Here is a 14,106-nt window from a genome sequence, read left to right on the forward strand (position 1 = left end):
GCCCCGTGGTTGTACAAAATTATAATTTTTAGTGGGCTGCTTGAGCCACTTGTCGCCCTGCTGCGCGGTCCCATATGATGGCAATCACCACCATGATTAACGTTGGGAGCAACCATGCCAGGCCCTGGTCGGACAATGGCAGGCGTGAAGTCCACGCGGGTAAAATGTCACTGATTGCTGATGCTTTGATCCCATCGAGGATGCCAAACAATGTACTAATGAGCATCGCCGGTGCAATCACACGCGTCGAGTTATGCCACCACGGACGGGTGAAGCTCAGCACCACCAGCGCAATACACGGTGGGTAAATCGCCGTCAGCACCGGAATCGAAACCTGAATCAGATGGCTCAACCCGAGGTTAGAAACCACCATCGAGAACAAGCCAAGGATAAACACCAGCGAACGGTAAGACAGCGGCAAATACTGGCTGAAGAACTCAGCACACGCACAAGTCAGGCCAATTGCCGTTACCATGCAGGCGAGGAAAATCAACGCGGCCAGGAAGAAACTGCCTGCACCACCGAAGGTGTGTGCCACGTAAGCATGCAGAATGGCAGCACCGTTGGCATTTTGGTCAGCCACAAGAGTTGCACTGTCTGAACCCAGGCGGAACAGCGCCAGATAAATCAGCGTTAAGCCAATACCTGCAATCAGACCAGCCCAAATGGTATAACGCGTCAGCAGACGGGATTCAGTGACACCACGCGAGCGTGCAGCGTTAACAATGACAATGCCGAAGACCAGTGACGCAAGGGTATCCATGGTCAGATAGCCATTCACAAAACCGTTAGAAAACGCGGCATTCTGATACGCCTCAGTCGCCGTGCTGATCCCACCCGCAGGCCACAACATAGCACCCGCAGCCAACGCCAACAGCGCGACAATTTTCACCGGAGCCAACACATGGCCTACGGTATCCAGCAGTTTGCCTGGATAAAGTGAAATGGCGATAACAATAGCGAAGTAAACCACGCTGTAGATAAACAGTGGCAGTTCACCCGTGCCGACCAGTGGCGCAATCCCCACTTCGAAGGAAACGGTAGCCGTACGCGGTGTCGCAAACAGCGGGCCAACAGCCAGGTAGCAAATCGTCGCCAACAGCACACCGGCACGACGGCCAATCGGTGAGCTCAGGCTATCAATGCCACCGCCTACACGAGCAATGGCGACGATAGTCAGAACCGGGAGACCGACTGCGGTCACCAGGAAGCCTAGTGACGCTATCCAGACGTGTTCACCCGCCTGTAACCCCACCATGGGTGGAAAAATGATATTGCCTGCACCGACAAACAACGCAAAGGTCATAAAGCCCAGCGCGAGGATGTCTCGAGATTTCAAATGATGGGTCATAAATATTTGCAGCCTGTGGATGTGTGGTGTTGAAAGTATTCAAATTTTTATGCCACTAACTCGGCATAAAAGCGGTGATCGGTGGAGACGACAGCGAAAAATCCTTTCCGGGATCGGTGGCGAAGAATAGTTGTTTGAATTACCACTCAAATCCAGTCGGTCTACTAATCACAGGGGCGCAATTAAAACGCTTATAGCGTATGAAGGCAAGAAGGGATCCTAAAACCAGATTGATCTCCTTAAATTAGACTTAAAGTCAGTATATTTGTTTATCCGTTAGAAAGTAGTATGGTTTATTGTGTGGTTAAATTATAACCGATTAAGCGTTTTTGATTTACAAGTGAACAAAAAAAACACAGGCCAGTATACTGGCCTGTGTTTTTTTTGACACAGAAGCATTCAGCTACTCTGTCTGCACTTCTTTTTCGCTAACGATTAACCGCTCAGGCAGCACAAAGGAAAATGTCGAACCTTTGCCCGGCTGGCTTTCGATATTCAGACGCGCATCGTGATGGCTTAAAGCATGTTTCACTATTGCCAGTCCCAACCCACTACCGCCGGTTTGCCGCGAACGCGCCTTATCCACGCGATAGAAGCGCTCGGTGAGGCGTGGAATATGTTCCGCTGAAATACCCGGCCCGCTGTCCGTCACGCTAAAGCACGCGCCGCCTGCCACCCGCTTCCAGCCCACTGTAATGTGCGTCCCTTCCGGCGTATGGTTTACCGCGTTATACACCAGGTTTGAAATCGCGCTACGCAGCTGTTCATCGTTACCGAACACTTTTAGCGAGGGATCAATATCGAATTGCAGTGTCTGTCTTTGCTGGCTGAGAGTTTGCGCTTCTCTCTCTACCACCCGCAACATCAGTGGCACATCAATCTTTTCATTGAGTACCATGGCCGGAGCCGCTTCGATTTTTGACAGCGTCAAAAGTTGTTTCACTAACCCTTCCATGCGCGAAGTTTGCTCGCGCATGGTGCCAAGCGCTTTCTCACGCAGCGGCCCTTCAAGCGCTTGATCCTGCATCATCTCCAGATAACCTTGCAGCACCGTTAACGGTGTACGAAGTTCATGGCTTACGTTGGCAAAGAAGTTACGTCGCGCCCCTTCTAGTTGGTGCATCTGAGTGACATCGCGCGCGACCAGCAGCCACTGTTCGTCGCTGTAAGGCATAACACGAAATTCAAGATGACGACCATTGTTGAGCACCAGCGTCAATGGCCGGGAGAAATCTTTTTGCGTCAAATAGCGGGTAAATTCCGGATAACGCAGCAGGTTTAGGATGTTCTGCCCATTATCATCCGGCCAGCGTAGCCCCAGCAGTTGTTGAGCCAGTCCGTTACACCAAAAAATTGTCCCTTCTTCCGTCGTCAGTACGACGGCATCTGGCAATGATTCCGCACCGCTACGAAAGCGTTTGATCAAATTGCCTAGCTCTTTGCGACGCTTTTTATTGCGTAACTGCATTTGGTGAAGGCCGTATAACAACGGATCCCAACTTCCGCGACCGGGAGGAGGCGTCATGCTGCGATCCACCCACAGCCACCACGACAAACGCAGCAAATTCCAGAAATGCCAAACCAGCAGTCCAGTGACTGCCAGTAATAAAAACCAAGGTAAATAGCCAAAAATCAGGCCCAAAATGATGGCGGGTATACAACAGAGCACCAGCTCCATCACCAGCCTTTTCCATGACAACCGTTCCAGCACGCGTCACTCTCCTGCTAAGGGGTTAAAAGCGGGTTGAGAACCGATAACCCGTACCGCGTACTGTTTGTACCATTCTGTCATGTCCACTGTGTTCGAGCGCTTTGCGTAACCGCCGGATATGGACGTCCACAGTTCGGTCTTCGACATAAACATTGGTGCCCCATACATGATTAAGCAACTGTTCACGGCTATAGACCCGTTCCGGGTGCGTCATAAAGAAGTGTAACAACTTAAATTCCGTCGGGCCCATATCCAAAGGATTTTCACCGGTCATCACGCGATGTGACGACGGGTCAAGGCTTAGCCCGTGCATTTCAATCACCTCTTCCACCGCCATTGGGGAGATTCGGCGCATGACAGCTTTAATACGAGCTACCAACTCCTTGGGTGAAAACGGTTTGGTAATGTAGTCATCGGCCCCGACTTCAAGGCCACGCACGCGATCTTCTTCTTCACCGCGCGCCGTCAGCATCATCACGGGGATTTCACGCGTCAATGCCTCACGTTTCAAATGCTTGATAAACTGAATACCTGAGCCGCCTGGTAACATCCAGTCCAGTAAAATCAGGTCCGGGAAAGGTTCAATAAGCAGATTCACTGCACTGTCATAATCTTCCGCTTCTACAGGCTGAAAACCGTTTTGCTCGAGCACAAAACTCACCATCTCACGGATTGGAGCTTCATCTTCTACGACTAAAATACGCTTCGCCATGATTCGCCCTGCTAAAGGAAGATACCCAAAGGTGTAATTGTTGTTTCAATGCGGCGCCATTATGCGTCAGATTTATGACAGATTTATGAAATACATGACTGTTTGATGACTCATCATTTTGATTTATGACACAGACAGATATGACGTTTTTCGCCTCACCCCTTTATAATCGAGACTTCGCTTTTAAGCCACTGGATAGGTTATGCGCATTATTCACACATCAGACTGGCATCTTGGTCAAAATTTTTATACCAAAAGCCGCGGTCCAGAGCACCAGGCATTTCTTGAATGGTTGCTCAATACCGCAGTCGTTCATGATGTGGATGCGATTATTGTCGCAGGGGATATTTTCGATACTGGCTCGCCGCCGAGCTACGCCCGTGAACTGTATAACCGATTTGTGGTGCAGCTTCAGGCAACCGGATGTTCCCTGGTGGTTCTGGCGGGGAATCACGATTCTGTTGCAACACTTAACGAATCGCGAGAATTAATGGCGTGCCTTAACACTTATGTCATCGCCAGCGCCCGTCACGATGCCAGCCAACAAGCTATGGTGCTCAATAAGAAAGATGGCAAGCCGGGGGCAATTCTGTGCCCCATCCCCTTTCTGCGTCCACGCGATATTCAAAACAGCCAGGCGGGTTTATCCGGCCACGAAAAGCAGCGTTCATTAATGGAGTCCATTAGCGAACATTATCAGCAGTGTTTCCGCGCGGCGTGTGATTTACGTGCGGATGCGAAGCTGCCGATTATCGCCACCGGGCATTTAACCACGGTGGGTGTGACGAAAACGGATGCGGTGCGCGACATTTATATTGGCACGCTAGACGCCTTCCCGGCGCAGCATTTCCCGCATGCGGATTACATCGCCCTGGGACATATTCATCGCGCACAATTAATTGGTGGCACCGAACATATCCGCTACAGCGGCTCGCCAATACCGTTGAGTTTTGACGAAACCGGTAAGGTCAAAAGCGTTTATCTGGTTGAGTTTGCAGAAGGTAAATTGAGTGAGGTTACCCCACTTCCGGTCCCTGTTAGCCAGCCTTTAGCGGTGATCAAAGGTTCATTGGGCGAAATTGAACAGCAGCTTGCTCAATGGCGCGATGCCCCCGCAGACCCCAAAGTCTGGTTGGACATCGAAATCGCCACCGACGAATATCTGCATGATATGCAGCGCCATATTCAGCAACTGACTGAAACACTGCCAGTTGAAGTCGTTTTGCTGCGCCGTAGCCGTGAGCAGCGCGAGCGTGTCATTGCTCAACAACACAAAGAAACACTGAGCGAACTGACGGTAGAAGATGTTTTTGAGCGCCGTCTGGTTCAGGAAGAGACGACAGAGGAACGCGCACAGCGTTTACGCACTCTATTTGCCCAAACCGTGGCAAGTCTGCATGACGCGGAGGAACAGGCATGAAAATCCTCAGCCTGCGGTTAAAAAATCTAAACTCCCTGAAAGGGGAATGGAAAATTGATTTCACCCGCGAGCCTTTCGCCAGCAATGGTTTGTTCGCAATAACCGGGCCGACAGGGGCCGGAAAAACAACACTGCTGGATGCTATCTGCCTCGCGCTTTATCACAAAACTCCGCGTCTCAACACGGTCTCACAATCACAAAATGATCTCATGACCCGCGACACTGCCGAATGTCTGGCGGAAGTGGAGTTTGAAGTCAAAGGCACAGCCTACCGCGCATTCTGGAGCCAAAATCGGGCGCGCAACGCAGCAAACGGTAATCTTCAAGCTCCACGCGTTGAGCTTGCGGAAGTGGCAAGCGGCAAAATCATCGCTGATAAAGTAAAAGATAAGCTCGATGTCACCGCCAAATTAACCGGTCTCGATTACGACCGCTTTACCCGCTCAATGATGCTCTCGCAGGGCCAGTTTGCGGCGTTTTTAAATGCCGATGCCAATGACCGCGCGTCCTTGCTTGAAGAGCTTACCGGAACGGAGATTTACGGCGCTGTTTCTGCGGCGGTATTTGAAAATCATAAAAATGTACGCAGCCAACTTGAGAACTTACAAGCGCAGGCGGCAGGTGTTGCGCTGTTAAGCGATGAGCAGCACCAGCAGCTTTCTGCCAGTTTGCAATTACTTACTCTTGAAGAAAAAAATCGTCTTACGGAGCAGCAAACGCTTCAGCTCCATCAGAAGTGGCTGAGTCAACTCAACCAGTTGACTCAACACCACGCGCATTCAGAAGCAGCGTTGAATACGGCCGCTCGCGCTATTGAGGAAGCGGCACCGCAACTCGAAAAGCTGATGCGAGCTCAACCTGCAGAAAAATTGCGCCCTGACTGGCAGCGCCTGCAAGAACTGAAAACTACGCTGAAAAATACCCGCATTCAGACGGAAGAAGTGAATACTCGCTTACGTCAGGCGACAGTGCGCCGCCAGCAGACGCGACTAGCTGCCGCAAGCCAGGCTGCAAAATTGGCGCATGAAAGTACCGAACTGCAACAATGGCTGAAAACACACGACAGCTATCGCTTGTGGGGTGCTGAACTCACAGGCTGGCGCATGGCCTTCAGCCAACAGCAAAATGAGGCAAAAAAGCTTCAAGACTTTCAGCGTGACATCGAAGCCCTTCAGAAAAAGCTCGAATTACTGCCAGCAGTTGAGCTTGCACTCAGTGCAGATGAAGTGAGCACGCACTTACAAGAAACGATTTCAGCACGCCCTTTGCGCCAGCAGCTTGCGACCATACAACCGCAACTTTCCTCATTGCTAAAACGCAAAACACAGCAGCAACAGGATATTACCGCGCTTGAAAAGCAGATAACCCAGTGCGATGCGGAGCTGGCACTTAAACGCCAGCAATACAAAGAACGACGCCAGCACGAAAGTGACCTGGAAAAAGTGTGCGAGCTGGAAAGCCGTATTGTCAGCCTCGAAGCAGAACGCGCCCGTCTGCAACCTGAGCAACCTTGCCCGTTGTGCGGTTCGACGCAACATCCGGCGGTTGCTGACTACCAGGCCATCCAACCAGGGGAAAATCAGCAGCGGCTGGCGGTACTTAAGCGCGAAGTGGCAAGCCTTGCGGAAGCCGGTTTTGCAATGAAAGGCCAACTCGATACGCTGCGTTCACAGCGTGAAAGCATGTTGGCTGCCATTAATACGCTCACTGAAGAAGAAGCCGCTCTGCGTTTGCGCTGGCAGCAATTGTGCTCCCGCCTTCAACTGTCACTGACGCCAGAAGATGACCTCCAGCGGTGGTTGGAAAGCGAAGAACATCGTGAGCAACAACTGCATCAACTTAGCCAACGGATCTTACTGGAAGAACAGCTCACTCAATTGCGGCTTCAGCACCAAAAACTTGCCGCAGAGATAGCGTCCCTACGCGAAACACTGAACGCTGCGCTGGAAAGTGTAGGCCTTCAATATCCGGCCAATGGCGAAGAAAGCAGTTGGCTGGCGGAACGCCAACAGGAATCACAGCGTTGGCAGCAGCACAATGAGCAACTCCCACGCTTGCAACAGCAACTCGACGCACTGGGAAGCCTGCTTAATGCGATGGTTGATGATGGCACTACACCCGCTCCGCTTTCCGAAAGCGAACAAATTTCAGCGCTGCAAAACTGGCATACCCTGCACAATGACTGCATTGCTCTGGAGAGCCAGTGGAAGACACTGCAACAGCAACTGCAACAGGAAGAAAGCCGCGTAGAGCAGGCAAGCGCGCAGTTCCTGACAGCACTGACCACCAGCCCGTTCGCGGATACGGAGTCATTCCAGGCCGCACTACTGGATGAAACAGAACGCCAGCAGCTTGAATTGAAAAAACAACATCTTGAGCAACAGCATCAGCAACAAACCACACTGTATCAGCAGGCTGTAAAGGCGCTGACTGAGCATCAAGCCGCTCGCCCTGCAACGCTTGCTGAAGATGTAGAACTGAGTTCGCTGGAAGAACAACTGACGGTATGCCATCAGCAACTGCGCGAGAACACCACGCAGCAGGGGCAAATTCAGCAACAGCTACGCCACGATGCGGAAAACCGCCAGCGCCAGCAAGGGCTGATGCAGTCCATCGTCGAGTGCCAACAGCAAGTGGAAGACTGGGGCTATCTGAATGCATTAATTGGTTCGAAGGAAGGCGATAAATTCCGTAAGTTTGCCCAGGGCCTGACGCTCGATAATCTGGTGTGGCTGGCGAACAACCAACTCAACCGTTTACACGGGCGTTATTTGCTGCAACGCAAAGATAGCGAAGCGCTGGAGCTGCAAGTCGTGGATACATGGCAGGCTGACGCGGTGCGCGATACACGCACGCTTTCAGGTGGTGAGAGTTTCCTGGTGAGCCTCGCGCTGGCACTGGCGCTGTCGGACCTGGTGAGCCATAAAACGCGCATCGATTCGCTGTTTCTTGATGAAGGTTTTGGCACGCTGGATGCGGAGACACTGGATACCGCGCTGGATGCACTGGACACCCTGAATGCCAGCGGCAAAACCATCGGCGTGATAAGCCATGTCGAAGCGATGAAAGAGCGGATTCCGGTACAGATTAAAGTGAAGAAGATTAACGGGTTGGGCGTGAGTCGGTTAGCGAAGGAATTCGCTGTCGAGTAATGCGGCCCTCACCCCAGCCCTCTCCCCCAGGAGAGGGAGGAAAGCAAACCTGGACTATCCCCTCTCCCTCAGGGAGAGGGTCAGGGTGAGGGGAAATTACTTCTCAAGCGGCCACAACCACGCCGCACCACGCACGCCGCTGGAATCGCCGTGCACCGCTTTGCGAATTGGGGTTTCAAACTCGCCACCAAACACCCACGGTTTCACCAGCTGCGGCACCGTTTTATAAAGACGTTCGTTGTTGCTCATCCCGCCACCCAACACGATAACATCCGGATCCAGAATGTTGACGATATGGGCCAGCGATTTAGCAAGACGCATTTCATAGCGCGCGATCGCCAGTTCGGCTACCGGATCTTGTCGATCGACAAGATGCATGATCTCATTACCTTTCAACGGTTTTCCGCTCAGGCGATAGTAGTCAGTGCCAAAGCCAGTACCGGAAATAAACGTTTCGATACAACCTTGTTTACCGCAGTAGCAAGGCACTTCTTCACGAAAACGGAGTTCATCTTCGTCCATCCACGGCAATGGGTTATGCCCCCACTCGCCCGCCGTCCCGTTGCCGCCAATCAGACTGCGACCATTGATGGCCACACCCGCGCCGCACCCAGTGCCAATAATGACTGCGAAGACCATTGCCGCCCCGGCAGCAGCACCGTCGATGGCTTCTGAAACAGCCAGGCAGTTCGCATCGTTGGCTAAACGTACTTCACGCTGTAGCGCATCACACAGGTCCTTATCGAAAGGCTGCCCGTTGAGCCAGGTGGAGTTGGCATTCTTCACCACTCGGGTATACGGCGAAATCGAACCAGGAATACCAATCCCAACGGTTCCCTTCTCACCTGTTGCCTCTTCAGCCAGGCGCACCAGCTCAACGATGGTACCGATTGTTTGCTGATAATCATTTTTTGGCGTCGGCAAGCGATGGCGAAAAAGTTGTTTGCCATCGTTCGCCAGAGCGATCACTTCTGTTTTTGTTCCACCTAAGTCGATACCAATGCGCACAGCGATACCCTCATTTAATTAGTGTTATCAATAGAATAGAAGTGTGTGGCCGTAAAGGCAATGAAACAGAGCGCCTGATTCGCTATCATGCCCGCTGCGTTTAACTGACAGTCCGGGAAATAATCATGCTGTGGTTCAAAAATTTAATGGTTTACCGTTTAAGCCGTGACATCACGCTTTCAGCGGATGAGATGGAAAAACAGTTGGCCGCGTTTACTTTCACCCCTTGTGGCAGCCAGGATATGGCCAAGACTGGCTGGGTGTCACCAATGGGCTCGCACAGCGATGCATTAACCCATGTCGCCAACGGGCAAATTCTAATTTGTGCCCGTAAAGAAGAAAAAATCCTCCCGGCTCCAGTGATTAAACAAGAACTGGAAGCAAAGATCAGCAAGCTAGAAGCCGATCAGGCTCGCAAGCTGAAAAAGACCGAGAAAGATTCTCTGAAAGATGAAGTGCTGCACTCTTTGCTGCCGCGTGCGTTCAGTCGTTTCAATCAAACGATGATGTGGATCGATACCGTTAACGGTTTGATCATGGTGGACTGCGCCAGCGCCAAAAAAGCGGAAGATACGTTGGCATTGCTGCGTAAAAGCCTCGGTTCACTGCCGGTTGTCCCGCTTGCTCTGGAAACCCCCATCGAGCTGACGCTGACTGAATGGGTACGTTCAGGCGACGTTCCTCCAAGTTTTGCGCTGATGGATGAAGCTGAACTCAAGGCCATTCTCGAAGGTGGCGGCGTGATTCGTTGTAAGCAGCAGGATCTGGTGTGCGACGAAATTGCCGCCCATATCGAAGCAGATAAAGTCGTGACGAAACTGGCTCTCGACTGGCAAGAACGAATTCAATTTCTGGTCGCCGATGATGGTTCGATTAAACGTCTGAAGTTTGCTGATACGCTGCGTGAGCAGAATGATGACATCGACCGTGAAGATTTCGGTCAGCGTTTTGATGCCGATTTTATTCTGATGACGGGTGAATTGGCGGCGTTGATTAAGAATCTGGTTGAAGCGTTAGGTGGCGAAGCTCAGCGCTAAGCCTTTCCCCTCTTCCCACGAGGAAGAGGGGAATAAACTATTTATTTGTCCGTAAGATAACGGCAAAGATAAGACGTTGGTTCGGCAACTTGTAAATGGAATTCGCTGTGTCCTGGAACATGGAACACGGTGCCCGCAGCATAGGTTTTCCACTCGGTTTCACCCGGCAGCAAAACGTGTAATGCCCCACTAACCACTGTCATTTCTTCTGGTTGGGCAGTACTGAAAGCGTATTCACCTTCAACCATTACCCCAACACTCGCGCGGCCAGTGCTGCTGCTGGTAAACCCAATAGATTTCACTTTACCGGAAAAGTACTCATTACTTTGAAGCATGACCTGGCCCTTTTTAAAATAGTTGAAAAAACAATATAGAGGGGAACGGAAGAACCTGTCACGCAAATTATTGCCCGCCGTTACGCGAGTAATTCTGACGCTAAACGAGCAATCAGCACGTTCGATAACAATACCGGGACATCTAACGATTTTTGCAACAAATCGCGGTGTGTTTGGTGAAAGCCAAGACAGTCGAGAAGCAATACACCTGCGCCGTCCTTAACCAGTTTTTCCCCAGCTTCGATTAAATCCTGCTCGGTTCCATGAATCGGATTCGCCAGCTCGTACAAGGGTTCGCTTTGCAATAACTGCCATTTCTTATGCTGAAATTTCAACATTTCCGGGACGGGGATAATGATACCCACCTGATGCCCATCGACAATCGAAGCCACCAGCGGCGGGATTATACGTTCCGGCTCCAGCAAAATACCTTTACGCACGGTAAGGTTAGAAAAACGGTGCGAGCACATCAGCAAAATGACATCGAAACCCTGGTTATCCAGCACTTCAATCACATCCTGCAAGGCGCGTTCCACCTTTTGTTTTCCTAAATCAACTAAAACGTTCCCCGATAGAAGCGTCATGAGAGGTTCTTCGCCAGGGGAAAGGGCATATTCTGTCATCACTTCTTCATGTGAGAGATTACCCAACAGACTGAATAGTTTTATTTTTTCTTCAGGAATATGGTCTGTAAGTAGCGGCAGCATTTCACTGACCGGGACAACACCGATGGTAATAATTGCCAATGTTTGTTTCATGCTTCGTTCCGCCCTTGTCCCATATCAGCCCCTCACTGCTGCGCTGGTATCTTTCCTGTGAATGATACTCTGCTGAAGGTCGATTAATAATTAAGCACAAAGCGTAGCAGCATAATTGCAGAGTACCTGTCGCAATGTTCAACGAAACGTCAATGACATTAATACAACTTCACGATAATGAATTATTAACAAATGGATGAAGTGAAAGATGTGATTAATCACCAGATCAATGAATTAACTTTAAAGATGAGGGGGCGATTATGGCATCCATGCCGGGATCTTACGTTTTTTGCGGATCTTCGTAGCGCAGTTTTGCATCCAGCGCTTCTTGTTCGGTCTCGTGCTCACTGATCAGCGTATCAGGATGGGGATGGTCAGCACGAAGTTGATACCAGGTCACTGTTTGGTCCGTGGCCCCTTTTTCAACAGCAACAATACGCGCTTCCCGAGGATATGGAGGATTGCTCGCCATCACACTTCCTTTGGAGATGAATGAGCATTAAGTATAGACAACAATCAGCAGGCCCGAGCCGTATTCAGTACCGCCAGAACCGCTTCTACGATTTCTGCCGGAGGACGCGTGGCATCCACAACATGGTGTGCAGCCTGGTTATAGAGCGCTTCACGTGCGGCGAGGACCTCGACGATTTCGTCCGTAATAGGTCTGCCCGTAAGCGTAGGGCGCTGGCCTTCTTCAGGGAAAGCTTCTAAACGGGATGCCAGAATTTGCGCCGGTGCTCGCAAATAGATAACCACTCCGTTCTCACGCATAAACTGACGATTACTGTCGGCCAGAACCATGCCACCACCCGTGGCAATAACCGTTCCTGGTGCCGTAACACTTTGCAGCGCCATGGACTCACGACGGCGAAAACCTTCCCAGCCCTCTTGTGCCACGATGTCAGCGACGCTCATTTTAGTGCTGGTTAAAAGGTAGTGGTCGGTATCAACAAAGTTACAGCCCAATGCCTGCGCTAGTGCAACACCCACGGTTGTTTTGCCACAACCTCGTGCGCCGACTAAATAAATAGGTTGAGTCATCAGTGGCTAATCCTCAGCAGTCCGCCAGAGTGGGTAAAAATCTGTAACGTTTCTCGTTACGCGAAACATAATATCAGCAAGCTAGTACGCGGAATAGATTTACATTATTTTTAGGCGCTTTTTGAACGACTGGCGACGAGCAACCATTTTTCCAGTTCATTGGCAAACAGCTGACGGTCGCGCTGGCTAAGGCTATCTGGCCCGCCAGTTTGTACACCACTGGCTCTTAATGTGTCCATAAAATCGCGCATGGTCAGGCGTTCCCGGATGGTGGCTGGCGTGTACAACTCACCCCGAGGATTCAAGGCAATCGCGCCCTTTTCCAGCACGTCGGCGGCCAGAGGAATATCTGCGGTCACGACTAAATCGCCCTTTTCACAACGGCGCACAATTTCGTTGTCCGCGACATCAAAACCCGTTGCCACCTGCAAGGTACGAATAAAGCGCGATGGCGGGACTTTCAGCCCCTGGTTAGCAACCAGGGTCACCATAATTTGTGCGCGTTCTGCTGCACGAAATAACACTTCTTTAATCACTTTTGGACACGCATCAGCATCCACCCAGATTTGCATGACAACTCCTGATTGTCGGGGCTAATGGGGGCGATCTTGCCGTGCTTTTCCAGAATCGCAAACTTTATCTTTCACGGCTACGAAGGAAGGCTGTTTTGCTTTAGCGTAGCGCGAGTATCAGAATGCACGTTAAGCTATGCTCATCACACAACTCAAAAGATGGAGTGAGACTATGGATAAGAAGATTGGTTTTATTGGTTGCGGCAACATGGGAACAGCCATCCTTGGTGGTCTGATAGCCAGTGGACAGGTACTTCCAGGTAATATCTGGGTCTACACCCCTTCACCCGATAAAGTTCAAGCCTTGCACGAGCAATACGGTGTTAACGCAGCAGAAAGTGCGCAGGATGTGGCACAAATTGCGGATATCGTGTTCGGCGCGGTGAAACCGAATGTCATGTTAAAAGTGCTCAGTGAAGTCAGTTCCAGCTTGAATAAAGACTCGGTGGTGATTTCCATTGCTGCGGGTATTACTCTGGATTCTCTGGCCAAAGCGCTCGGCCACGATCGCAAAATCATTCGCGCAATGCCAAATACACCAGCGTTAGTCAATGCTGGGATGACGTCCATCACGCCAAACGCGCTGGCCACACCCGAAGATATTGCAGATGCGGTTAACATCTTCCGCAGCTTTGGGCTTGCCGAAGTGGTCTCTGAATCCATGATTCATCCCGTTGTGGGAGTTAGCGGTTCAGCGCCTGCTTATGTGTTTATGTTTATCGAAGCCATGGCTGATGCTGCTGTTCTGGGCGGAATGCCGCGCAAACAGGCATATCAATTTGCTGCACAAGCCGTCATGGGCTCAGCCAAAATGGTACTGGAAACCGGCAAACACCCAGGTGAGCTGAAAGATATGGTGTGTTCACCAGGCGGTACAACTATTGAAGCGGTGAAAGTGCTGGAAGAAAAAGGATTCAGAGCCGCAGTGATGGAAGCCATGGTGAAATGTATGGCGAAGTCCGAGCACTTAGGTAAATCATAATTTTGTGCCCCTCTCCTGTTTTCAGGA

13 protein-coding genes are annotated in these 14,106 nt (G+C 51.0%); 4 read left to right on the forward strand and 9 right to left on the reverse strand.

What is annotated here, in order from left to right; all coding sequences use genetic code 11:
• Positions 1–28: 28 nt before the first annotated feature.
• The 3 genes from brnQ to phoB form a co-directional block, all read right to left on the reverse strand.
• Positions 29–1,351: a branched-chain amino acid transporter carrier protein BrnQ gene (gene brnQ / locus OH773_RS17080; RefSeq protein ID WP_270140311.1), complete on the reverse strand. Its 1,323-nt coding sequence runs from the start codon at positions 1,349–1,351 to the stop codon at positions 29–31.
• Positions 1,352–1,754: 403 nt separating this feature from the next.
• Entirely contained in the window at positions 1,755–3,062 is a 1,308-nt protein-coding gene (gene phoR, locus OH773_RS17085) for a phosphate regulon sensor histidine kinase PhoR (RefSeq protein WP_270140313.1), read from the reverse strand.
• Positions 3,063–3,084: 22 nt separating this feature from the next.
• The gene (gene phoB / locus OH773_RS17090) at positions 3,085–3,774 is read right to left on the reverse strand and encodes a phosphate response regulator transcription factor PhoB (RefSeq protein ID WP_064549213.1); all 690 of its coding nucleotides are present in this window, start codon (positions 3,772–3,774) and stop codon (positions 3,085–3,087) included.
• 202 nt (positions 3,775–3,976) lie between these two features.
• Between phoB and sbcD the strand changes: the two genes are divergently transcribed.
• Both sbcD and sbcC read left to right on the forward strand, forming a co-directional pair.
• Complete coding sequence (gene sbcD / locus OH773_RS17095) at positions 3,977–5,194, forward strand: exonuclease subunit SbcD (RefSeq protein ID WP_270140316.1); 1,218 nt, start codon at positions 3,977–3,979, stop codon at positions 5,192–5,194.
• Positions 5,191–8,346 (forward strand): exonuclease subunit SbcC, encoded by a 3,156-nt coding sequence (sbcC, locus tag OH773_RS17100; protein ID WP_270140318.1) that lies wholly within the window; start codon positions 5,191–5,193, stop codon positions 8,344–8,346. The genes sbcD and sbcC overlap by 4 nt, the downstream gene beginning before the upstream one ends.
• 96 nt (positions 8,347–8,442) lie before the next feature.
• Here the strand turns inward: sbcC and mak are convergent, their stop codons facing one another.
• A complete protein-coding gene (mak, locus tag OH773_RS17105) occupies positions 8,443–9,354 on the reverse strand; it encodes a fructokinase (RefSeq protein WP_270140320.1) in 912 nt (303 codons plus the stop codon).
• Between the two features lie 125 nt (positions 9,355–9,479).
• Between mak and rdgC the strand changes: the two genes are divergently transcribed.
• Positions 9,480–10,391, forward strand: coding sequence for a recombination-associated protein RdgC (gene rdgC / locus OH773_RS17110; protein WP_270140322.1), 912 nt, complete (start codon positions 9,480–9,482; stop codon positions 10,389–10,391).
• Between the two features lie 41 nt (positions 10,392–10,432).
• Here rdgC and ppnP read toward each other — a convergent pair whose 3' ends face one another.
• The 5 genes from ppnP to OH773_RS17135 all read right to left on the reverse strand — a co-directional run bounded on the left by ppnP (position 10,433) and on the right by OH773_RS17135 (position 13,097).
• Positions 10,433–10,726, reverse strand: a complete 294-nt coding sequence (gene ppnP, locus OH773_RS17115; RefSeq protein WP_270140324.1) for a pyrimidine/purine nucleoside phosphorylase — start codon at positions 10,724–10,726, stop codon at positions 10,433–10,435.
• Positions 10,727–10,806: 80 nt separating this feature from the next.
• Positions 10,807–11,484: an AroM family protein gene (locus OH773_RS17120; RefSeq protein WP_270140326.1), complete on the reverse strand. Its 678-nt coding sequence runs from the start codon at positions 11,482–11,484 to the stop codon at positions 10,807–10,809.
• Positions 11,485–11,764: 280 nt separating this feature from the next.
• A complete protein-coding gene (locus OH773_RS17125) occupies positions 11,765–11,956 on the reverse strand; it encodes a YaiA family protein (RefSeq protein WP_270140328.1) in 192 nt (63 codons plus the stop codon).
• Between the two features lie 44 nt (positions 11,957–12,000).
• The gene (gene aroL / locus OH773_RS17130) at positions 12,001–12,525 is read right to left on the reverse strand and encodes a shikimate kinase AroL (RefSeq protein WP_183271369.1); all 525 of its coding nucleotides are present in this window, start codon (positions 12,523–12,525) and stop codon (positions 12,001–12,003) included.
• A 110-nt stretch (positions 12,526–12,635) separates the two neighbouring features.
• Complete coding sequence (locus OH773_RS17135) at positions 12,636–13,097, reverse strand: YaiI/YqxD family protein (protein WP_183271370.1); 462 nt, start codon at positions 13,095–13,097, stop codon at positions 12,636–12,638.
• Positions 13,098–13,269: 172 nt separating this feature from the next.
• Between OH773_RS17135 and proC the strand changes: the two genes are divergently transcribed.
• Positions 13,270–14,079 (forward strand): pyrroline-5-carboxylate reductase, encoded by an 810-nt coding sequence (proC, locus tag OH773_RS17140; protein ID WP_183271371.1) that lies wholly within the window; start codon positions 13,270–13,272, stop codon positions 14,077–14,079.
• The last annotated feature ends 27 nt before the right edge of the window (positions 14,080–14,106 follow it).

Origin of the sequence: Buttiauxella sp. WJP83 (genome assembly GCF_027594725.1) — a bacterium.
GTDB lineage: Bacteria > Pseudomonadota > Gammaproteobacteria > Enterobacterales > Enterobacteriaceae > Buttiauxella > Buttiauxella selenatireducens.

Bases quoted from the DNA above. Each gene is read 5' to 3' on its own strand.
- sbcD (WP_270140316.1), top strand. From the start codon at position 3,977: ATGCGCATTATTCACACATCAGACTGGCATCTTGGTCAAAATTTTTAT.
- OH773_RS17120 (WP_270140326.1), bottom strand. From the start codon at position 11,484: ATGAAACAAACATTGGCAATTATTACCATCGGTGTTGTCCCGGTCAGT.
- OH773_RS17135 (WP_183271370.1), bottom strand. From the start codon at position 13,097: ATGCAAATCTGGGTGGATGCTGATGCGTGTCCAAAAGTGATTAAAGAA.
- rdgC (WP_270140322.1), top strand. From the start codon at position 9,480: ATGCTGTGGTTCAAAAATTTAATGGTTTACCGTTTAAGCCGTGACATC.
- ppnP (WP_270140324.1), bottom strand. From the start codon at position 10,726: ATGCTTCAAAGTAATGAGTACTTTTCCGGTAAAGTGAAATCTATTGGG.
- proC (WP_183271371.1), top strand. From the start codon at position 13,270: ATGGATAAGAAGATTGGTTTTATTGGTTGCGGCAACATGGGAACAGCC.
- sbcC (WP_270140318.1), top strand. From the start codon at position 5,191: ATGAAAATCCTCAGCCTGCGGTTAAAAAATCTAAACTCCCTGAAAGGG.
- brnQ (WP_270140311.1), bottom strand. From the start codon at position 1,351: ATGACCCATCATTTGAAATCTCGAGACATCCTCGCGCTGGGCTTTATG.
- OH773_RS17125 (WP_270140328.1), bottom strand. From the start codon at position 11,956: ATGGCGAGCAATCCTCCATATCCTCGGGAAGCGCGTATTGTTGCTGTT.
- aroL (WP_183271369.1), bottom strand. From the start codon at position 12,525: ATGACTCAACCTATTTATTTAGTCGGCGCACGAGGTTGTGGCAAAACA.
- phoB (WP_064549213.1), bottom strand. From the start codon at position 3,774: ATGGCGAAGCGTATTTTAGTCGTAGAAGATGAAGCTCCAATCCGTGAG.